A 21,281-nucleotide genomic window follows, 5' to 3' on the forward strand; every position below is an offset into this window, starting at 1 on the left:
GCCCGCCGTGGCCGCCCTGAGTAAGTTGGTTTTCGCCCGCTCCGTGGTCTGGATGCGGGAAGCCACCGAAAAAGGTCATAAAGCCGTTGGCCCGCTGGCCGGGGTCGTGGGATTTCAGTGACAGGCCGATCTGCACGATGCCGAAGCCCAGCAGGATAATGCCGATGGCGCGGATGGCGGCAAACACAAAATCGGACAGCTTGTTTATGCTCCCTAAAGGGTCGCCTGCGGCGTATGCCGTTACGCTAAAACCGAACATGGCCGCCGTGATAGCCGCCGCCATGATGTACCCGCGCCGGATGTTCTTTTCGGCGGGCTATGGACAATGGGTTTGCCGCCCTTGCGGGTAAACAGTTTTTTCATGGGGATTCCCCATGCCCTTGTTTCCCGCTTGCGGATAGTGGCAAGGGAAAGGGCGTCAATGGGGCTTTCGCAGACGGCTACAAAGCGGCTGCCGGGCGGGCAGGAGGGCAGCACGAAATTGTACCGCTTGTCGCTGCCCTCGATGTCCTGCTTGAAGTCCCCGTAGGTTCCCCGGACAGAGGCAAAGCGGGGTGTTCCAGCTGTGTCCTTGCCCACAAATACGCAGTTGTGATATTCCCGGCTCTCATAGAGCGTTCCGGCTTCAATGCAAAGCCTGATAATCTCAGGGTCAATGCCCCGGCCTTGCAGGTAGCCGATAACGGCCCGGTTGTTGCGGTTCGGTTCCGGCAGTTCAAAGGGCTTGGGCGGTGGCTCCGGTTTCCTTACCTGCTGAAAGGAAACGGCAGGGGCGGCCCGTCCGTCGCAAAGCAGTTGTACGGCTTCCACAAAGCCCATATTGCGTACTTTAATAAGGTAGTCAAGGGCGGTATTGCCGCCGATGCCTCTTGAAAACCAATGCCATTTGCCGTTGGAGATTTTTAGACTGTCATGGGTGGCGGTGCAGTATTCATGCGGCGCTGTGCGCTTTAGCTCTTGCGGCTCATATTGTTGGAGATAGGAAAACAGGTCGATTTCCTTTGCCTGCGCAACCAGTTCCGGTGTGACGTAAGGCATGGCCTATTCCTCCTTCCTGAAAATGAAAAATGGGCGCTCACTCTGAACGCCCAGGACGTGGTATGCTTTATTGCTATTCTTTTCCCAGCAGGTAAAAGGGGTTTTAAGGGGAACAAAAAGCTCGCCCGGCTTCGGCCATAAAGTCCTGCATGATGTCGTCCATATCCAGCAGGAAGGAAAACAGGAAGTATTGCCGGGCCTCCGGGTGCCCTGCCAGCATTTCCACTTCCCGGCCTTCGCTGTACAGGTGAGTAAAGATGGCTGAAATTCTCTTCATTACCTCGGTGTCGTTTTCGGAGAACGCCCAAAGGGTTTCAACGAACGGGGCGGTCATGGCCCCGGTTATGAGGTTGATTTTGTCCCGGCTGATGTCGCCGGACGGAAGCAAAATACCGTTGGCGTAAAGATTGACTTGCATGGTTTGAGCCTCCTTTTCAGGTTTTTTCCCATATCCCTTTAAGGCGCTTTATATCCCGCTCGTAGATTTTGATAACATTTTTGCAACAATCGGGGGTTTTGCGCCTTTTGAGGACATAGGGATTTTTGATAACATGGATAACATTTGAGAGTATATTGGTTTTTGACGACAAACAAAAAAAGCCTTGAAACATAGTTATTTCAAGGCTTCTCATGGTCTTTCCCCGTGTGAAGGGCACGACATATTTTGTTTTTTTAGTTTATTGCAACATGCTATTCGGCTCGGCTTTAGCGGAAATTATTTTGTATTTTTAATTATAAATTGTTTATTATAGCTTACACCACAAATTGGAAAATACATAAAAATACTGTCCTGCCACTATTTTCATAGGCTTTACAGCTCCCCTGCCAGGGCGGAAACCATGTTCGTTTATTTTCTGACAAATTAAATATGGATACACATCCGGCACTCAGGTATGGTTGTTTGGGCTTTTGCAGGCTTAATCCAGGGGGGCCGGATCTTTTTACAAAAGCTTCCATTATTTTGGATAGCCGCGAATGTTTTTCGATTTCTTAGGACAATCATTCTGACTTAAGCATGTTCCAGCCTGTGCTATATGAGTGGATTTGATGATACCAAGATTAATAAGTTAGTATTGGGCTATGGTTACTATCTCCAAAACTGCAGCGATGTTAACACACGAAACAGCTAAACGGTTCTTTTTCAAGTTAATACAGATTAGAAAGGGGTTAGAAAATGTTACGAAGTAAAATGATTGTTCCCATCTTTGTCTTAACACTTTTTATTACCGGTATTTTTGCCGCCCAAAGCGAGAATGCTGTGGCCGCATCCAATTTATACTGGGGATCGAGAGGAACTGAGGTAGAGACAGTGCAAAAAGCTCTAAATTCCCAAGGTTATTGGTGCGGAAACGTTGACGGCATATTTGGTCCAAAAACGTATGCTGCGGTAACCAAGTTTCAAAAAGACAAAGGACTGGTAGTGGACGGAATAGTGGGGCCTAAAACCAAAGCCGCTCTGAGGATAACTGATTCCACCCCTTCCCGGGATGGTTCCAAGGTTTATCGTGGTAAAACAGTAACCATGGTAGCTACGGCCTATTGCCCATGTGCCAAATGTAATTATCCATATTATGGCGCACCCTCTTACATAGGTCTTCCTTTGAAATATGGCATCATTGCTACGGATCCCAAAGTAATTCCCATGGGCACCCGGCTCTACGTTGAGGGCTACGGTGAAGGAATCGCTGCTGACCAGGGAGGAGCTATCAAAGGAAATCGCCTTGATCTTTGCTTTGCGACTCATCAGCAGGCCTTAAATTTTGGTATTAAGACCGTGAAAGTAACCATATTGAATTAACTTGAAATTAATAATCCGCAGTTCCTAAGCTGCGGATTTTTTTCTTATTCCCGATTTAATAATTTTCATCAGACAACAGCACTATTCATATTATCCTAGCTTTTTCCAGCCCGATACTTCTCTAATAAACTTTTTTCAACGGCAGCCGGTACCAACCTTTTTACATCCCCGCCCAATAAAGCAGCTTCTTTAACCCCGCTGGAGCTAACAAAAATATACTGTGGATCAGACATAACAAATATTGTATTTACTTCTGGCAATAATAGTTTGTTCATCATGGACATATGGGATTCATATTCAAAATCAGTAATAGAGCGTAAGCCCCTAATAATTACCACAACGTTTTTTTCTTTTAAAAAGTCAGCCAGCAGTCCGTTGAATCCTTCCACTTCTACGTTATCTAGATGTTTGGTACTCTCCTTGATCAGTTCAACCCGCTCATCCAAGGTAAACAAAGCCTGCTTGGTAACGTTATGAACGACTGCTACAATAATCTTATCAAAAACCCCGCTCATTCTCTCCAGAATATCAATATGCCCATTGGTAACCGGATCAAAACTCCCGGGATAAACAGCAACTGCCATTTGGTACTCTCCTTCCATAAAATAGCTGACACCCTTAGCTAATTATACCCAAACAGTTTAATTATTTAAAGAAATAAACCACCTAAATCACCTTAGAATACCTCCAATGCTCCCCGGCACTCAGTCTGAGCTTGAACCGGGTTAGTATTAATTTTCCGGCTGAATGGGGGAGCTATCAAAACTGCCGCCTTATCTCCTAATATTCCCCAAACAAAACCGCAGCTTACGCTGCGGTTTGGTAGCTTTTTATTTAATTGAACTATTTTTCTAGCGCAGACAGTCTTCGGGCAGATCAATGGCAGAAGTGTCGCCGATTTCGAATACTCTTTGAATGGTAAATATCTCCGGCATTACGTTCATGACATAGAATTTGGAACTGGCAATCTTACCTTTGTAAAAACTGGCATCGTAGTGGTCATCGCCAAGTTCAGCCAACTTCTTAGCTGCCAGTATAGCCTGATCGAGGATCAGCATACCGCAATAAAGCATAGCCGTTGCGTGCAGGATACGGGTTGCAAACAAGCCCAGCATATGGATTTTGCCTGAGGTCATATAGCCGTTGAAAGTTCCCAGAATACCCTGATAAGCTGTATAAGCTTCATTAAGCATCTTTATTTGGGCTTCAAAACCGGGCGCCTCAGCATTGGCCTGCAGGAATTTACCGACTTCGCCCAGGAAAGTCATGACAACTTTGCCTTTTTTCATAGTAAATTTGCGGGCACATAGATCAAGAGCCTGAATATAGTTGGTTCCTTCCCAAATGGAGAAGATTTTGACATCTCGAGCGTATTGGGCGCAGGGATATTCTTCAATAAATCCATATCCGCCATAAACCTGAATCGCTTCGGCAATTGTATTCCAGGCCAAATCCGAGGTATACGCCTTGCAAAGAGGATTACTCAGATGAAACATTAAATTGCCAAATTCTCTTTCTTCCGGATCATCACTGTCATGGGACATATCAATGTAGTAATAGGTCTTCATAATCATGGCCCGGCAAGCTTCAACAATCGATTTCTGATACATGAGCATGCGTCTGACATCTTCGTGTTCAATAATCCTAACGGCTGGTCCTTTTAGATCAGTTATCTTAGCAGACTGAACCCTTTCCTTGGAATAGGCCAAAGACTGCTGGTATGCGGCGGAAGCAGTTCCCAGGGCTAAAAGACCGGTTCCCAGTCTTTCTTCATTCATCATCTGGAACATCTGGGCCATGCCTTCACCCTTACCATCTTCTCCAGGCGGATTGCCGATCAGGTAACCGTAACAGTTGTCGTTTTCACCAAATGCCAGGGTACAGGTGGCAGAACCTTTCATACCTAGTTTGTGTTCAATCCCAACGGTATTAACATCATTAGGTTCTCCCAAGGAGCTGTCTTCTTTTACCCAAATTTTAGGTACAATAAAAAGTGACAGACCGGCTGTTCCGGGACGAGCCCCATCAACCCGAGCCAAAACTAGATGTATAAAATTTTTGGCTATGTCATTGTCGCCGGCAGTAATAAACATCTTGCCGCCCTTAATCTTATAAAGACCAGGGGTATCAGTCGGGAAAGCCTTGGTCGAGGCATTGCCTACGTCCGACCCTGCTCCGGCTTCAGTAATACACATCGTTCCGCCCCATTCACCAGAAAACATTTTCGGCAGAAACCTTTCCTTGAGTTCAGGTGCGGCAAATGATTGAATTACTCCGCCGGCTCCCATAGTCAAGCCCCAATAGGTAGTTACAGCCGGGGAGGCATTAATCTGCATTTCACCAATAGCCGCATTCATAATCAAAGGCATACGGCCTTCCGCTTCCCGGTCAGCATTCTGGGGCCCCAGTCCGGCTTCCATAACCGTCTGGTAAGCTTTTTTGATGGCTTCTGGAGTAACCACAACGCCATCTATAAACTTGACTCCAATTTCATCACACTCTACGTTAGCAGGTGCAATAACGTCCCGGCATATCTTGTAGTTTACTTCCAAAAAGGAATCCAGATCATCCTTGCTGTAGTAGTCGCGATAAGCTTCCATACCCAGAAGTTTATCCATGTCCAGCCATTCTTTAAGAATAAACTGGCTATCCCTGAGATCATAGATGAAATTACCCGCACTCATTACAGTACCCCTCCTTATTTTGTTAGGTAAATTATGTATATTTTGTAATATTCAACATTAATATAATTTTACCTGCTGACTTTGAATTATTTTTATATATTGTTATAATTAGACAATTTGATAGTGCGCGTATTTTAAAACCCTAGGATAAATCCCACTTCTTTTTTAGGCAAGCAGAAAAAAGATTAGCAGTTGCCTGATGAGCAACTGCTACTCTTTTAAAGATCAATAATTAACTAGCGCAGACAGTCTTCAGGAAGATCAGCCGCTGTGGTGTCGCCCAATTCAAATACTCTTTTAATATTAAATACTTCAGGTACGATATTCATGATATAGAATTTTGCACTGGCCATCTTGCCTTTATAGTAGGTAGCATCAAAATGGTCTTCACCTACTGCTTGCAACTGTCTGGCAGCCAGTAAAGCCTGGTCAAGGAGCAGTCGGCCGCAATAAACCATTGCGGTTGCATGGAGGATACGGGTTGCAAACAGCCCCAGCATTTGTACTTTGCCTGCCTGCATATAACCGTTAAAGAGTCCTAAAATTGCCTGGTATTCGGCAAAGGCGCCGCCTAAAACCTTGAATTGATCCTCAAAACCCGGGGTAGCTTTGTTCATCTCAATAAAGGTTCCGATTTCCTTCATGAAGGTCATCATAACTTTGCCTTTGTTCATGGTCATTTTGCGGGCGCAGAGATCCAAAGCCTGGATATAGTTGGTTCCTTCCCAGATGGAGAAAATCTTTACATCACGAGCATATTGGGCGCAGGGGTATTCTTCTATATATCCGTAACCGCCATAAACTTGAATAGCTTCAGCAATGGATGGCCATGCCATATCAGAGGTGTATGCCTTGCAAAGGGGGTTGCTCATGTGGAACATCGCATAAGCAAACTCTCTTTCAGCTTCATCAGGACTGTCATGCATGGTGTCAATATAAAAGTAGGTTTTCATAATCATGGCTCTACATGCTTCGGTGATGGATTTCTGGAACATCAGCATACGTCTGACGTCTTCGTGTTCAATGATTCTGACAGCCGGGCCTTTCATATCGGTGAGCTTGGAGGATTGTACCCTTTCTTTGGAATAAGCCAGGGATTGCTGATAAGCAGCCGAAGCTGTTCCCAAAGCCAAAACTCCAGTACCAAGTCTTTCTTCATTCATCATTTGGAACATCTGGGCCATACCTTGGCCTTTGCCTTTTTCATCCGGAGGATCGCCAATCAGGTAACCGTAACAGTTGTTATCCTCACCGAGTGCCAAAGTACATGTGGCCGAACCTTTCAGCCCCATTTTATGCTCAATGCCGACCGTAGTAACATCATTAGAATCGCCTAATGAACCGTCTTCGTTAACCCAGATTTTGGGCACGATAAATAGAGACAGGCCGCCGGTTCCTTCCCGGGCACCTTCAATCCGAGCCAATACCAGGTGAACAAAATTCTCCACCATATCATGATCACCGGAAGTGATAAACATCTTGCCGCCCTTGATTTTATAAAGTCCCGGTTTATCGGTTGGATAAGCTTTGGTAATCGCCGCTCCAACGTCTGAACCAGCGCCAGCTTCCGTGATACCCATCGTTCCGCCCCATTGGCCATTGAACATCTTGGGTAAAAATCTCTCTTTCAGTTCAGGCGCTGCATAGGTCTGGATAACGCCAGCCGCTCCCATGGTCAATCCCCAATAAGCGGAAGTAGCTGCCGATGCGTTTATGATCATTTCCGTCAGACATGACCCAAAACACCAGGGCAAACGGCCTTCAGCTTCGCGATCCGCGAATTGAGGCCCTAAACCAGCCTCTATAACTGTATCGTAAGCTTTTTTCAGGCCATCCGGAGTTATTACCTTGCCATCAACAAATTTAACACCGATTTCGTCACATTCGGCATTGGCAGGTGCTACCACATCGCGGCAAATCTTATAAACTACGTCTACAAAGGAATCCACATCGTCCTTAGTGTAGTAATCACGATAGGCCGGATATCCCAAAAGTTTATCCATATCTAACCATTCTTTCAGAATAAACCTGGTGTCCCTGGTGTCGAAAATAAAATTACCTGCAGACATTACAATTCCCCTCCTTATATTTTCAGAAAAATAATATATTCAATAAGATATTCAACATATATACTATATATCCTCTTACATAATAAAATTATTTTGGAAATTGTAATTAGTATACGTACGGTATTTTCTTGTCTCGACAAATTCTCCGGGCGTACCAGACCTGGGGTGATTGATTTAGGAGACTGTACTTAGACTGGAAAATTTAAAAAGAAAGATGCAAGGTTTATATAACCTTGCATCTTTAATTATAATATTTTATTACTTTTAGTAATCATAATTAGTTATATCACCTTTTTTAATACAATTTGTTATAGTAAGTCGTTGGATTTCGTTAGTACCTTCGTATATTTGAGTAATCTTGGCATCCCTCATCATTCTTTCAACTGGATATTCGCGGGTATAGCCATATCCGCCCAGTATTTGAACTGCTTCGGTAGTTACTTCCATAGCAACATCACCGGCGTAGCACTTGGCAAATGCCCCCTGTCTCTGGTATGGCAGTCCCTGGTCTTCCCGCCAAGCTACTTCATAAACCAGATTGCGTGCTGCCTGGATCTTCATGGCCATGTCGGCCAATTTAAACGAGATGGCCTGGTTGGAAAATATAGGTTTGCCAAATTGCTGTCGTTCCAAGGCAAAATTCAATGCATAGCGGTAAGCACCTTCAGCAATACCCAAAGCTTGGGCCGCAATTCCTACCCGCCCGCCATTTAGCACATGCATGGTCTGTTTAAAACCATCCCCCTCATTACCTAGCAGATTTTCTTGCGGAACCCGGCAATCTTCAAAGACCAGTTCATACGTAGCTGATGAGCGAATACCTAATTTTTTTTCCTTTTTTCCGAAACTAAACCCGGGGGTTCCTTTTTCAACCACGAAATAACTGCTGTTGCCATGTTTAGCGTTTTTGTCGCCGGTACGTACCAAAATAACGTAAATATCAGCATAATAACCGTTGGTAATGAAAATCTTAGTGCCATTTAATATATAATGATTGCCGTCCTTTACTGCCGTCATAGCAGTAGCTCCGACATCGGAACCGGCATTGGGTTCCGTAAGACCTAATGCACCCAAACTTTCCCCAGAAGCCAGACGCGGCAGAAATCTTTTTTTGTGTTCCTCATTGCCCAAGTGCAATATTGGCCAGGTACAAAGGGATGTATGCGCTGACAGGGTTACTCCCATTGAAGCACAGTTTCTGGATACCTCTTCCACCGCCATGGCGTAAACGACTGTTCCGGCAGCAATCCCCCCATATTCCTCGGGTACAATCAAACCTGCCAGACCCAGTTCGGCCATTTTACGCCAACACTCCAGATCAAATTCCTCTTCTTCATCCCGTTCTGCAGCACCAGGTGCTACTACCTCATCCGAAAAATCCGCAAAGGTTCTTTTAAAAAGCCTCTGCTCATCATTTAATCCAAAATCCACCAGTTACTCCTCCCCTATTCTTGCCTATCAGACCCTCATATAGCACGATTAAAAGATTAATAAAACAACCCTTTTTTTATCATATGCTTTGGCCCTTAAGCTAAGAATTTTTTATCCTGGCTGAATCTTTTTCCTTGACTAGGCTTCGATTCTCTCTACAATCATGGCTGTGCCCATTCCACCGCCAATGCAAAGGGTTGCCAACCCGCGCTGGGATTTTCTTTTCTCCATTTCATACAGCAAGCTGACCAGTATTCTCGCTCCAGATGCCCCTATGGGATGTCCGAGCGCAATCGCCCCTCCATTGACATTAACCCTGTCCATTATCTCAGTAAGTCCTAAATCGCGAGCTACGGCTATTGATTGGGCTGCAAAAGCCTCATTGGCTTCGATCAGGTCAATATCATTTATGGTCAAGCCGGCTTTCTGCAATGCTTTACGGCTGGCCGGTATAGGCCCTAATCCCATTACTTTAGGTTCTACCCCGGCAGAAGCATAACTTACTATCTTCGCCATCGGCTTAATGCCCAATTCGTCAGCCTTCTCCCTGGACATTACGATTACCGCAGCTGCGCCATCGTTTATGCCTGAAGCATTAGCGGCTGTGACTGAGCCGTCTTTTTTAAAGGCCGGATTAAGCGTGCCCATCTTGTCCCGGGCAGTCGCGCGGGGGTACTCATCTACCTCGAAAATGGTGTCTCCTTTCTTGCCTTTAATTACTACCGGGGTAATCTCGTCTTTAAATCTGCCGGAGGCAATTGCCTGAGCCGCCAGTTCCTGGCTTCTAAAGCCAAAATCATCCTGTTCCTCACGGGAGATATCATACTGTTCGTTAATATTCTCAGCCGTAATACCCATGTGGTAGTTGTTGAATGCTTCCCAAAGGCCATCTTTGATCATAACGTCAATCAAACTGCCATTTCCCATTCGGTAACCGTAACGTGCCTTTTCCAGAGCGAACGGTGCGGTAGACATGCTTTCCATGCCTCCGGCCAATACAACATCTGCGTCCCCGGCTTTTATAACCTGGGCCGCCAAACTAACAGCTCTTAAGCCTGAACCGCAAACCTTGTTGATGGTCATGGCTGATACATCTATAGGAATCCCAGCCTTGACCGATGATTGTCGAGCCACATTTTGTCCCTGAGCGGCCTGCAGGACACATCCGAATATTACTTCATCAATCTGATCTCCTTTCAGACCTGCCCTTTTAATGGCCTCAGCCATAACCACACTTCCTAAATCAACTACAGAAATATCTTTGAGCGAACCCCCAAAGGATCCTACAGGAGTCCGGCAGGCCCCTACCAAAACAATTTCTCTAGTCAAGAGCAATACCCCCTTACTTAGTATTAGCTGGAAAAACCATCGGATATATTAGATCTATAAAAGACATCCCCCCTGCCTGCTTACTTAATTTTGGAATAGTCTTAACTGATTGATTTTAATGAATTATCTGTTTATTTATACATATTATTCTATTATATGGTAATTATTCCTGCATGATTTTTGCAGGCTGATAATTAAAAATCTGGATAGACAGAGCAATGACTACATTAATGGAATTATCGCTCGTATTGCAGGTTTTAAGAGTAGCGGTTAGCAGATGGTTTGATTTTTGCAGTTGGCAAGTATGTAATTTGGTTTCTTTATCAGAAAATAAAAGGTCCCCCAAAGAAACGGGAGACCCTTTAATGTTTATTAATTATTATTGCATTGATTGCCAGAGCACTTCGGCCACATCGTAGACTTTAGTGCTTTCTTCTGCCTCAGCAGATTTAACGCCATCGGAGATCATGGTCAAGCAGAACGGACAGTTTGTAACAATCATTTGCGGATTGGAAACAAGTAGTTGGTCGGTTCTGGTATCGTTGATACGTTTGAACCCTTCTACTGCCTCTTCTTCCATCCACATACGTCCACCGCCTGCGCCACAACAGAAGCCATAGTTCTTGGATTGTTGAACTTCAACAATCGATGCGCCTGCAGCTTTCAATACCGTCCGCGGCTGGTCGTAAATACCATTATGCCGTCCCAGGAAGCAGGAATCGTGATAGCTTATCTTGGCTCCTACTGCCTTATCCGGTTTGAGCTTGCCTTCGGCTACTAATTTGGCCAGGATTTCAGTGTAATGATATACCTCATAATTTCCGCCCATCTGCGGGTATTCATTCTTCAGCGCATTATACCCATGCGGGCATACTACAATAATTTTCTTTACGCCATAGTTGTTAAAGGATTCCAGGTTCTGGTTGACCAAGGTCTGGTAAAGATACTCGTTACCTAATCTTCTGGCTGAGTCACCACAGCAGAATTCTTCCGTTCCCAGATAACCGAAACTTACGCCGGCCTTATTAAGCAACCTAACCAGAGATTCACCTACCCGTTTGTAACGATCATCGAAGGATACTGCGCAACCGGCATAAAGCAGGTATTCAAACTCCTTGCCATCTTCTGGCAAGAGATTAACAATGTCTCTGACGCCTCTTTCATTGAGCCATTCAGCTCGTGATGCCCAACCAACACCCCAAGGGTTGTAGTTGCGTTCCATGTTGGTAAAGGCCATCTGGGCTTCACCAGGCATATCTCCCTGCCACATAACCAGGTTTCTGCGCATTTCCACAATTTTGGGAATATGCTCGATATACATGGGGCAGTGCTCCATGCAAGCCCGGCAGTTGGTACAATCCCATACAACTTCCGAAGTTACTACATCATAAATCAGGCTGGCTTCCATCGGATTGACTTTTTCAGCGGCCGCATCGGTCATGGCTATTTCTTCAAGTTCTTCAGGGTTGTTTTTAGCAGCCAGCAGATAAGGTGCTTTTTCGTCCAGGTGTAGCTTCATAGCCTGAATAAGAGTTAACTTGGGATTTAGATGCTTTCCGGTATTGTAGGCGGGGCAGTTTTCCTGGCAACGACCGCAGCGGATACAAGCATCCAGATCCAGCAAATCTTTCCAACCAAAGTCCTCAATATTTTCTACCCCAAATGATTCGGCCTCTTCAATATTATCAACCATACGCAAAGCTGAAGGTTCCAGATCGCGGAAAATATAGTTGGCCATTCCGGTAAATATATGCCACAGCTTGGTAAACGGAATAATGGCAATAAAGGCAAAGGCAATAGCCATATGGAACCACCACAGGATGCGATGCCACATCAACATGCTATCCAGGCTCATACCTGCAAACATAGCAGCAAACATCCAACCAATGGGTGAAGCTATTTTTTCATAGGCGATTTGCTCCATAGTTGTCGAAAGCTGAATCTGAGCACCAATCCTTAGACCTTCAATGAAGTAACCGGTTAGAAGGATAGTAAAGACGAGCAGTATTATCCAGCCATCTGAAGCCTTAGTATCATTTAAGCGATCCGGTTTTTGAATATAGCGGATAAAGGCAAGTACCATGATGCCAATCATAGCCAAAAAGCCAAAGATGTCTACTATCCAGGACATCCCGATATAATTGGCGCCTTCGAGGTGTGGCCAGCCGATGGCATGGTGGGAAGCATCGATGCCAGCAGCCATAAACAGTAACAAGAATCCCCAGAACAAGAAGAAATGCATCCAACCTGGCAGAGGTTTCTTAATTACCTTAGTTTGTAATAAGGTGTTGGATAAAAGCGAACCTATACGTTGCCAAACCTTATCATTTCTGTGTATTTCCCCTTTTGCCAGCATCCATACCTGGACTTTTTTAATAAAGCCGTACAGGAATATGCCTATAGGGATAAACATAATGACATAGATAAGCCATTCGTAGGGAATATTCGCCCCAACAACCCGCATTGGGACATCGTAACCACCTTCTAGTGGTTGAAAGCCAAATATCATGAAACAAATTCCCTCCCTTAAAGCAAACGTTGGTTTTCTGGATATGCTGTTTGGCATATCCAGAAACACCAATTATTTTTTACGGCTACCTATTTTTTCAACTCGGTGCAAAGCAAGGGAACTACCTTAAAGAGATCCCCCACTACTCCGAAATCGGCTACATTAAAAATAGGGGCTTCAGTATCTGTGTTTACCGCTGCAATAAACTTAGAAGAAGACATTCCAGCCAGATGCTGGATAGCCCCAGAGATTCCACAGGCTATGTACAGCCCGGGGCATACTACCTTACCAGTTTGACCTACCTGGAGTTCATGTCCCAGCCACCCAGAGTCAATGGAGGCACGCGAACCACCCAGAGCAGCACCCAACAGGTCAGCTAACTCTTCAACAACTTTGATGCCTTCGGGGCCTTTGCAGCCGCGTCCACCGGAAACTACAACCGCAGCTTCAGTAAGCTCAGGTCTTGCCGATACGGTCGGTACAAAGTCCTTGGCAACCTGGTAGACATCAGCAGCAGTAGCAGCAACAGCTACTTTAACCACTTCGCCGGCTCCGGCAGATTCGACTACTTCCCAAACACCTGCACGAATTGTTGCAACTATAGGGCTACCGGTTACTTCAACTTTAGCCAACGCTTTACCGGCATAGATTGCTCTGGTGAAAACAGCTTTGCCATCACTGATTTCGGCAGCAATAGCATCAGTAGCCATACCTGCATCCAGTTTCTGTGCCAGCCTGGATGCCATGTCTCTTCCGTTCATGGTATGACCAAACAGTACGGCGTTAGGGCTGTATTCCTTAATCATGGCAACCATTTGCGCTACATAAGCACCTGTATTGTAAGCTGCAAAAATATCATCATCTGCAACATAAACTTTATCGGCGCCATATTTCGCAAATTCGCCGGCCAGACCTTCAACACCTTTACCAAATACAACGGCTGCTACTTCTCCGCCAAATTTCTTGGCTTCGGCTAGCATCTCATAAGTAACTTTACGTATATTTCCATCTCTTTGATCTACAAAAACCCATGTTCCAGCCATCTATGACCCTCCTTTATTTATACACAGGTATAATTATTTCACTTCCACCTTAACGGTATTTTTCATCCAGTCAGCCATTTGGGCGGCTGCTACATCGGGATCTTCCTCTATCTTAATGCCAGCGGTCTTGCCAGCGGGAAGAGCAAATTCCAGCACTTTAACTTTGTTTTCTACGGCAATTGCGTCAACTGTGGCAACGGGTTTCTTTTTAGCCTGCATAATACCCTTCATGGAAGGATAACGGGGCTCATTCCAGCTTACCTGACTGGAGATAACCGCCGGAATGCTAACTTCGGTCACCGCAGTACCGCCATCGGCTTCACTGGTGCAGGTAGCTTTGCCACCAGCTATTTCGATACTGGTGATAACGTTTACATGTGGCAAACCAAGTATTTCAGCAATACGTGTTGGAACCTGTGAAGATCCATCATCAGCTGCAACGTGTCCGGCCAGAATCAGATCTGGGTTTTCTTTCTTGATGGCATCAGCTAAAGCTACTGCGCGGGCATACTCATCAGCAGCACTATCTTGTTTGACCAGGATACCACGATCAGCACCCATGGCTAAAGCGGTACGGATAGCATCCATCGCTTTGTCAGCACCTGCAGATACTATAACTACTTCGGTAGCTATTCCTTTTTCTTTCAATTGGATGGCACCTTCAACTGCTACTTCATCATAAGGGTTAATGATGAGGTTGATACCTGCATCGTTAATTTTGCCATCTTTTAACTCAATTTTAGCTTCTGTGTCAAAAGTTTGCTTAACACATACTAGAACCTTCAAGTTCATTCCTCCTTTTCATCTAATGGCCTCTTTTTTTACCTGATAGTAAAAACTCCCGTCAAAACCTGCGGTCTCCCAGATCACCTCCATGAGATTTTATCTATATTTACTGTTGCCTACGGCAAAATTACCGCCAAAAAAATTCATATCAAGCACCGGTATAACATCTATTTTCAAAAGCCATAGACATGGTTTTACATTCTATAAAAAAGTCTTTTTTCCTGCTTTGCACTAGAAATAGGACATATTTTTAGTCTTTCAAAACTATATTGTTCATACTGCTGATTTTTGATAGAAAAAGGTCGCCAGGGAAGTAAAACCTATTTCCTTGGCCTGAAATATCTGCTCGGTGCTGCCTATAAACAACACGCCTCCCGGACGAAGCGCATCCACAAATTTACGATACAATTTAAACTTGGTTTCTTCAGTAAAATAGATTACTACATTGCGACATAAAATCAAATCATAATCCCTGCCAAAGGGGTCTTTTAATAAATCCTGTTTTTCAAATCTAACCATTTTTTTAATATCTTCAGCAACCCGGTAGTATTCCCCGTCTTTTTGCATATACCGCTCCAGATAATAGGGCGGTAGCGTCTGCGCTGCCTTGGCAGAATACAGTCCTATCTGGGCACGTTCTAACACATCCTGATCCAGGTCGCTAGCTAGAATCTTGTCTGTCTTGCCAGGTATTTTTTCCTTGCAGAGCATAGCCAGAGAATAAGCTTCTTCGCCAGTGGAGCACCCGGCGCTCCATATTTTTAAGGGGGTTCGTTGTTTAAGTAAAACCGGAAATATTTCCTTTTCCAAAACCTCCCAATGGACTGGATTACGAAAAAACTCTGAAACGTTAATGGTCAAATGCTCAATAAACTTACGGTATAAAACCTTATCCTTCTGAATCAAAGCTATAAATTCCTTGTAATCAGCAGCATGGGATGATCTCATAAAACTATTAATACGTCGTTCCATTTGTGGCCTTTTATAAGCAGTCAGGTCTATTTTGCTCATTCCCTCAAACTGCCTGATAAACCACTCCCAGTCATAAATACTCTCCAAAACTGAACCTCCCTATTTCATTCTATCCAGGGCTCGTTCAATAGCAGCCACCGTCTGGTAAATATCCTCCAGTTCATGGGCGCAGGATACAAAAGACACCTCAAACTGAGCCGGCGGCAAGTAGATGCCTTCCTGCAGAACTTCCCTATAGAAACGCGCATATTTTTGAGTATCACACTTCATGGCGCTCTCATAATCATACACCTCGTCTTCAGTAAAGAAAACGCAAAACATAGAACCCAACCGTTTTATGACATAATACATACCCCGGGCTTCAAACAAGGATCTAATTTTGCCGGTTAAAAAATAACTAATTACCTCCATACGGTCATACCAATCGGTGTCCCGTAAAATCTTAAGAGTTGCCAGACCGGCGGCCATAGCCAGCGGATTTCCGGAAAGTGTTCCGGCCTGATATACTTCACCTTGCGGAGCGACCAGATCCATGATTTCTTTTTTGCCGCCATACGCCCCCACCGGCAAACCTCCCCCGATTATTTTACCCAGGGTGGTTAAATCAGGGACAATCCCGGTTATATTCTGTACACCGCCATAACAAAGCCGAAAGCCGGTGATCACCTCATCAAAAATCAACAGACATCCATAGTTGTTACACAATTCCCGCAAGCCCACTAGAAATTCACGGGTACCGGGAATAAGACCCATATTACCGGCCACCGGTTCCACAATAATTGCCGCAATATCAGCTCCCGATTGTCTAAAGGCTTCTTCTACGGACTCAAGATCATTATATCTGCATAGAATTGTTTCCCCGGTAATGGCTGAAGGCACACCTGGGCTAAGCTGACTGCCAGCGGTCAACATGCCTGATCCGGCTTTAATTAAGAAGGCATCGGCATGTCCATGATAACAGCCTTCAAACTTAATGATTTTGTTGCGGCCGGTAAAGGCCCGGGCCAGGCGGATGGCACTCATGGTAGCTTCGGTTCCGGAGTTAACCATACGCACCTTTTCAATAGAAGGAAAAGCATCGCAAATCAATTCGGCCATTTCAATTTCTTTGGAGCAGGTAGCTCCAAAACTGGTTCCCTCCTGAGCACATTCACAGATGGCCTGAACCACTTCGGGGTGACTATGTCCCAGTATCAAGGGTCCCCAGGAACCGACATAGTCAATATATTCATTATCATCTTCATCAATTATCCTGCAGCCACTGGCCTTTTTCATAATCAGGGGTGACCTTCCCACTGAATGAAAGGCCCGCACCGGACTGTTAACCCCGCCGGGCATAAGTTGAAGAGCTTTTTCATAAAGCTGATCCGACTTAGTGGTATCCAATTCATGTTCCCCCGTTCACAAATATATGAATATCTAAAAATACTGCATACTTACCTTCTTGAATTCACGCGTGCTTTTCAGCACTGCATAATCCTGCAGCCCCGTTAAGTCCGATACCTTGGCGATAATTGCGGCCAGTTCCTGCTCGTCCCGGGCGTGAATCATGGTAAAAAGTACATAATTAAAATCAGCAGGTACCTCTCTTAAATAACAATGGCTTATTTCTTTGACACCAGCCATTATTTCCCCACATTTATCAGCCTTATCGGCATCCACCTGCCAGGCCACCATAGCATTGAAACGATATCCCGCCTGCTGATGCCTTAGTACGGCACCCCATCTTCTTATGATGCCTTTATCTTGTAATAAGCGGATTCTATCCAAGATTTCAAAATCCGACAATTCAAGGCTTTGGGCCAGCTGTGCAAAGGGACGTGAGGTCAGAGGAAGATCCCCCTGCAGCATTTGTATAATTTTAGCGTCTATTTCATCATAATTCATTTTGCTTCTCCATATCAAAGGAAACATTTATCTTATATACTTTACTGGCTGGCATGGATATCACTTTTAAACCAGATACCTCTTCCAGTTCCTTTAACTGCTTTTTTACTTCTGCCTGCGATCTCACCGTAAGGGTAAACCATACATTGTAATGATGTTCCCGTAAGTAATTGTGGGTTACGCCTGTCATTTGATTTATCAGCTCGGCTGTTGCTTCGATCCTGTCCTCAGGTACTGACATGGCGCAAAGGGTTGAAGAAAAACCCAGTTTTGATGAGTTCATAATGCCGCCTATCCGCCTAATCAAGCCCTCGCTTTTTAGGCGGGCAATCCGCTTTAGTACCTCGTCTTCCTCAATACCCAGTTCCTGGGCGATATCCTTATAAGGCTGGACGGACAGCGGTAAAGAGTTTTGCAAAATATTTAACATGACCTGATCGGTTTTATCCAGCATATTCTTCATGCCTTTCTAGATGGATTATACAAACACCAGCTGTCTTCCGACATGATACTGCCATTATAGTAATTGGCTCGAGCTCGGCAGCCACCACAGCTTGTTTTATAATCACAGATGCCGCATTTGCCTTCATAATCCATAGTTCTTAGCTCCTTTAGAACCGGATTGTCAGACCAAATCTGGTGAAACGGAATTTCCCTAACGTTGCCCAGATACATATTCATATAGGCACAGGGCTGTACATCTCCCTTTGGGCTTATTATACAGTAACTAATCCCGGCCAGACATCCTCTGGAAAAACGCAGGGGGATACCCTTTTTGTCCGCAACACGGATAAACTGCGGGGCACAGGTCGGCTTAATTTCAATCGGCACATTTTTTTGCTTTTCCATCAAGCGGGCAATGGTTTTTTCATATATTTCCACCCGCAATGCCTCTTCTTCAATATTTACAGCTCGGCCGGTAGGCACCAGGAAAAACACATGATGCGCCATAGCCCCTAGTTCTACCGCAAAATCAGTGATTGCCTCCAGTTCGTCAACATTCCAATCCATAACCGTCGTATGGATTTGAAAAGGTATACCGGCCTCTTTTAAATTGTTTATGCCGTTCATGGTTAATTCAGAAGTATTTTCCAGCTTACGGAAAGCATCATTTTTTTCCGGAATCAGGGTATCCAAACTAACCCCGGCTGCCAGGAAGCCAGCTTCTTTCAGTTGATGCGCCGTCTTCGGCGTAATCAGGGTAGCATTGGTTCCCAGCACCGGACGTAACCCCTGTTGACGGGCATAGGCACCAAGTTCATAGATATCCGGTCTAAGTAGTGGCTCTCCGCCACTGAAAATCATGATTTTAAAACCGGCTTTTTTAATTTCCTCAATGAGTGTGCGGGCTTCATTTGTATCAAGCTCGTCCGCAGCTTTGGCGCCGGCATCTCGATAACAATGGTCACAAAACATATTGCATTGATTGGTGGTATTCCAGGAAACCAGCATTTACTTCGATTAATAGTCCCGGTCAATAATCAAGCTATTTTAAATTATTAACCTAACTATTTAACCTTCCCCCTCTCTCCGTAATGACACAGGAGAACCGACCCCTTGTTCTCTTGGTCTGGTTTAAATAAGGCGAGCCATATCTTTGGCTGCGTAGGTAATAATCAAATCAGCTCCGGCCCTTTTAATTGAGGTCATTACTTCCAGCATTACCGTCTCTTCATGGATCCACCCCTGAGCAGCAGCTGCTTTTATAATACTATATTCCCCGCTCACATTGTAAGCTGCCGTAGGCATTCCAAATTTCTCCTTGACGGCTTTAATTACATCCAGATAGGCCAGAGCCGGTTTAACCATTACAATATCGGCTCCTTCAAGAATATCCAGTTCAACTTCGCGCAGGGCCTCATTTATGTTGCCAGGATCCATCTGGTAGCTGCGCCGATCTCCAAATTTTGGTGCACAGTCCGCAGCATCCCTAAACGGTCCGTAAAAACTTGATGCAAATTTGGCGGCATAGGACATGATAGGCAGGTTTTCAAAACCCATTTCATCCAATCGATTTCTGATAAATCCTACCCGCCCGTCCATCATATCCGATGGCGCTACCAGGTCACAGCCGGCCCGGGCATGGGACAATGCTTCTTCGGCCAACAGTTCCAGGGTGCGATCATTGTCCACGGTCTGATCTGGATTCAGTACACCGCAATGTCCATGACTGGTATATTCACACAGGCATACATCCGTAATAACCATCAACTCCGGGCTGATATCCTTGATTTTTTTGGTAGCCTCCTGTACCGGCCCATGATCACTGGCGGCCTCACTTCCCAGAGGATCTTTGTGCTCAGGGATACCAAACAGCAAAACCGCTGGTATTCCTAAAGCCTCCAGTTCTTTTATTTCTTTATCCAACAGATCTACGGAATACTGGTTAACACCCGGCATCGAAGTAATCGGGTTTTTTTTCTCCTTACCCGGGCAGACAAATAGCGGATAGATAAAGTCATTTACAGATAAACGGGTTTCTCTTACCATACTACGCAGTGTTTCATTGGCTCGCAGTCGTCTCATTCTGTTGTGCGGAAAAGCCATCCTCTCAGCTCCTTATGGTGCGATCTCATCCTTATCGAGATAGCAGGCTGGATCTTCAGCCCAAATATCATTGTAAACCGCCCGGGCTCTGATTCTACATCCAGAACACAGTGGTTTGTAGGTACAATCAGCACATTTGCCTTTTACATGCTGCTCTTTGACTCTTAATTTTACCATTAATTCATCATCTGAATTCCATATCTGGCTAAAGGGTGTTTCTTTCACATTACCTACGGTGTAATCCTGCCAAAATTGACAAGGATGAACATTTCCCCGGGCATCTACATTGGCAAACTTGGTTCCGGCTGAACAGCCGCCATGCATTTTCAGCAGATGTATGACTTCATCGGCCCGTTCGGGGTTATTTTTTTTGATGCTATTATATAGGTAAATACCATCGGCATGGTTGTCAGTAGTTAATATCTCAGTCTCAATGCCGCGTTTATTTAAATCCAGGGTTTTTTGACTGACCAGATCCAAAATAGCCCGTTTTTCTTCCCGGTTGGTGTCCATATCCATCATTTCATGTCCCCGGCCGGCGTAAACCAAATGATACATACAGAAGCGGGGGATTTTTTCTTCCTCTATTATTTCAAAAATACGCGGCAGATCAGCCTGGTTATAGCGATTGACTGTAAACCGCAAACCGGTTTTAACGCCCTGGCTCAAACAGGCCCGCACCCCTTTTATAGCTTGGTCAAAAGCTCCGGCTTTATTGCGGAAATCATCATGCGTCTCAGGAGCGCCATCAATACTTATGCCTACATACTGAAACCCGGCCTTTTTAATCTCACGGGCCACATCCTCATCAATCAAGGTTCCATTGGTGGATATCACAGGTCTTAAGCCTTTTTCCGCCGCCATTTTTCCCAGATGAAAAATATCCTTGCGTAACAGGGGTTCCCCCCCGGAAAAAAGCAATACCGGAACTTTCATCTGGGCCAAATCAGAGATCATATTCTCCGCTTGCGTCGTTGTTAATTCGTGATCATAATTATGATCTTCAGCATCTATATAACAATGCTTGCAACGCAGATTGCAGCGCTGGGTCGTGTTCCATACCACCAGCGGCCGGTTAAGATCAGAGAATTGCAATAATTGCGGGGGTACTTCTTCCCTGCCGCTATGCTGAATAACCTCGGAAACGGTTGCGGTGCCACACAGTAATTTCGTACATCCAATCATAAT

Annotated in this window: 18 protein-coding genes and 1 pseudogene; 1 reads left to right on the top strand and 18 read right to left on the bottom strand. The window is 45.0% G+C overall.

All coding sequences use genetic code 11. The features are described from left to right. Positions 1–61: 61 nt before the first annotated feature. From AAV90_RS15160 to AAV90_RS10670, 3 genes and pseudogenes are all read right to left on the bottom strand, one after another. Positions 62–283: pseudogene (locus tag AAV90_RS15160) on the bottom strand (glutamyl-tRNA amidotransferase); the annotation flags it as partial. Beyond that, positions 241–1,038: a DUF3991 domain-containing protein gene (locus AAV90_RS10665; RefSeq protein WP_052729744.1), complete on the bottom strand. Its 798-nt coding sequence runs from the start codon at positions 1,036–1,038 to the stop codon at positions 241–243. The pseudogene AAV90_RS15160 and the gene AAV90_RS10665, both read right to left, overlap by 43 nt. Before the next feature lie 103 nt (positions 1,039–1,141). Continuing rightward, positions 1,142–1,456 (bottom strand): hypothetical protein, encoded by a 315-nt coding sequence (locus tag AAV90_RS10670; protein ID WP_046498819.1) that lies wholly within the window; start codon positions 1,454–1,456, stop codon positions 1,142–1,144. A gap of 756 nt (positions 1,457–2,212) precedes the next feature. Here AAV90_RS10670 and AAV90_RS10680 point away from each other — a divergent pair. Continuing rightward, on the top strand, positions 2,213–2,836 hold the full coding sequence (locus AAV90_RS10680; RefSeq protein WP_052729745.1) for a peptidoglycan-binding protein: 624 nt from the start codon (positions 2,213–2,215) through the stop codon (positions 2,834–2,836). 95 nt (positions 2,837–2,931) lie between these two features. On the opposite strand, the gene coaD is transcribed toward AAV90_RS10680, so the two are convergent. From coaD to AAV90_RS10760, 15 genes are all read right to left on the bottom strand, one after another. Then, complete coding sequence (coaD, locus tag AAV90_RS10685; RefSeq protein WP_046498824.1) at positions 2,932–3,420, bottom strand: pantetheine-phosphate adenylyltransferase; 489 nt, start codon at positions 3,418–3,420, stop codon at positions 2,932–2,934. Between the two features lie 267 nt (positions 3,421–3,687). Next, the gene (locus tag AAV90_RS10690; protein WP_046498826.1) at positions 3,688–5,520 is read right to left on the bottom strand and encodes an acyl-CoA dehydrogenase; all 1,833 of its coding nucleotides are present in this window, start codon (positions 5,518–5,520) and stop codon (positions 3,688–3,690) included. Between the two features lie 236 nt (positions 5,521–5,756). Beyond that, on the bottom strand, positions 5,757–7,589 hold the full coding sequence (locus AAV90_RS10695; RefSeq protein ID WP_046498829.1) for an acyl-CoA dehydrogenase: 1,833 nt from the start codon (positions 7,587–7,589) through the stop codon (positions 5,757–5,759). Between the two features lie 264 nt (positions 7,590–7,853). Beyond that, entirely contained in the window at positions 7,854–9,020 is a 1,167-nt protein-coding gene (locus AAV90_RS10700) for an acyl-CoA dehydrogenase (protein ID WP_046498831.1), read from the bottom strand. A gap of 138 nt (positions 9,021–9,158) precedes the next feature. After that, positions 9,159–10,349, bottom strand: coding sequence for an acetyl-CoA C-acetyltransferase (locus tag AAV90_RS10705; protein WP_046498834.1), 1,191 nt, complete (start codon positions 10,347–10,349; stop codon positions 9,159–9,161). A 379-nt stretch (positions 10,350–10,728) separates the two neighbouring features. Next, the gene (locus AAV90_RS10715; protein WP_052729746.1) at positions 10,729–12,858 is read right to left on the bottom strand and encodes a heterodisulfide reductase-related iron-sulfur binding cluster; all 2,130 of its coding nucleotides are present in this window, start codon (positions 12,856–12,858) and stop codon (positions 10,729–10,731) included. An 89-nt stretch (positions 12,859–12,947) separates the two neighbouring features. Next, on the bottom strand, positions 12,948–13,901 hold the full coding sequence (locus AAV90_RS10720; protein WP_046498839.1) for an electron transfer flavoprotein subunit alpha/FixB family protein: 954 nt from the start codon (positions 13,899–13,901) through the stop codon (positions 12,948–12,950). Positions 13,902–13,934: 33 nt separating this feature from the next. Further along, positions 13,935–14,693, bottom strand: a complete 759-nt coding sequence (locus AAV90_RS10725) for an electron transfer flavoprotein subunit beta/FixA family protein (RefSeq protein ID WP_084691566.1) — start codon at positions 14,691–14,693, stop codon at positions 13,935–13,937. A 267-nt stretch (positions 14,694–14,960) separates the two neighbouring features. Beyond that, the gene (locus AAV90_RS10730) at positions 14,961–15,746 is read right to left on the bottom strand and encodes a CheR family methyltransferase (RefSeq protein WP_084691567.1); all 786 of its coding nucleotides are present in this window, start codon (positions 15,744–15,746) and stop codon (positions 14,961–14,963) included. Positions 15,747–15,758: 12 nt separating this feature from the next. Next, the gene (hemL, locus tag AAV90_RS10735) at positions 15,759–17,045 is read right to left on the bottom strand and encodes a glutamate-1-semialdehyde 2,1-aminomutase (RefSeq protein ID WP_046498844.1); all 1,287 of its coding nucleotides are present in this window, start codon (positions 17,043–17,045) and stop codon (positions 15,759–15,761) included. A 33-nt stretch (positions 17,046–17,078) separates the two neighbouring features. After that, positions 17,079–17,546 (bottom strand): siroheme decarboxylase subunit beta, encoded by a 468-nt coding sequence (gene ahbB / locus AAV90_RS10740; RefSeq protein ID WP_046498846.1) that lies wholly within the window; start codon positions 17,544–17,546, stop codon positions 17,079–17,081. Next, positions 17,536–18,009 carry a siroheme decarboxylase subunit alpha gene (ahbA, locus tag AAV90_RS10745; protein WP_046498848.1) on the bottom strand — a complete coding sequence of 158 codons (474 nt, stop codon included), beginning with the start codon at positions 18,007–18,009 and terminating at the stop codon, positions 17,536–17,538. Before ahbA ends, ahbB begins: the two co-directional genes overlap by 11 nt. Continuing rightward, positions 18,006–18,998 (bottom strand): putative heme d1 biosynthesis radical SAM protein NirJ2, encoded by a 993-nt coding sequence (gene nirJ2, locus AAV90_RS10750; RefSeq protein WP_046498850.1) that lies wholly within the window; start codon positions 18,996–18,998, stop codon positions 18,006–18,008. The genes ahbA and nirJ2 overlap by 4 nt, the downstream gene beginning before the upstream one ends. A gap of 123 nt (positions 18,999–19,121) precedes the next feature. Continuing rightward, positions 19,122–20,093 (bottom strand): porphobilinogen synthase, encoded by a 972-nt coding sequence (gene hemB, locus AAV90_RS10755; protein WP_046498852.1) that lies wholly within the window; start codon positions 20,091–20,093, stop codon positions 19,122–19,124. A 12-nt stretch (positions 20,094–20,105) separates the two neighbouring features. After that, complete coding sequence (locus AAV90_RS10760) at positions 20,106–21,278, bottom strand: radical SAM/SPASM domain-containing protein (protein ID WP_046498855.1); 1,173 nt, start codon at positions 21,276–21,278, stop codon at positions 20,106–20,108. Positions 21,279–21,281: the final 3 nt, after the last annotated feature.

It is taken from the genome of Syntrophomonas zehnderi OL-4 (genome assembly GCF_000983115.1).
In the GTDB taxonomy this organism is placed as follows: Bacteria; Bacillota; Syntrophomonadia; order Syntrophomonadales; family Syntrophomonadaceae; genus Syntrophomonas_B; species Syntrophomonas_B zehnderi.

Coding starts and splice junctions, on each gene's coding strand:
- AAV90_RS10665 (WP_052729744.1), bottom strand. CDS start 1,038: ATGCCTTACGTCACACCGGAACTGGTTGCGCAGGCAAAGGAAATCGAC.
- AAV90_RS10670 (WP_046498819.1), bottom strand. CDS start 1,456: ATGCAAGTCAATCTTTACGCCAACGGTATTTTGCTTCCGTCCGGCGAC.
- AAV90_RS10680 (WP_052729745.1), top strand. CDS start 2,213: ATGTTACGAAGTAAAATGATTGTTCCCATCTTTGTCTTAACACTTTTT.
- coaD (WP_046498824.1), bottom strand. CDS start 3,420: ATGGCAGTTGCTGTTTATCCCGGGAGTTTTGATCCGGTTACCAATGGG.
- AAV90_RS10690 (WP_046498826.1), bottom strand. CDS start 5,520: ATGAGTGCGGGTAATTTCATCTATGATCTCAGGGATAGCCAGTTTATT.
- AAV90_RS10695 (WP_046498829.1), bottom strand. CDS start 7,589: ATGTCTGCAGGTAATTTTATTTTCGACACCAGGGACACCAGGTTTATT.
- AAV90_RS10715 (WP_052729746.1), bottom strand. CDS start 12,858: ATGATATTTGGCTTTCAACCACTAGAAGGTGGTTACGATGTCCCAATG.
- AAV90_RS10720 (WP_046498839.1), bottom strand. CDS start 13,901: ATGGCTGGAACATGGGTTTTTGTAGATCAAAGAGATGGAAATATACGT.
- AAV90_RS10725 (WP_084691566.1), bottom strand. CDS start 14,693: ATGAACTTGAAGGTTCTAGTATGTGTTAAGCAAACTTTTGACACAGAA.
- ahbB (WP_046498846.1), bottom strand. CDS start 17,546: ATGAATTATGATGAAATAGACGCTAAAATTATACAAATGCTGCAGGGG.
- ahbA (WP_046498848.1), bottom strand. CDS start 18,009: ATGAAGAATATGCTGGATAAAACCGATCAGGTCATGTTAAATATTTTG.
- nirJ2 (WP_046498850.1), bottom strand. CDS start 18,998: ATGCTGGTTTCCTGGAATACCACCAATCAATGCAATATGTTTTGTGAC.
- hemB (WP_046498852.1), bottom strand. CDS start 20,093: ATGGCTTTTCCGCACAACAGAATGAGACGACTGCGAGCCAATGAAACA.
- AAV90_RS10760 (WP_046498855.1), bottom strand. CDS start 21,278: ATGATTGGATGTACGAAATTACTGTGTGGCACCGCAACCGTTTCCGAG.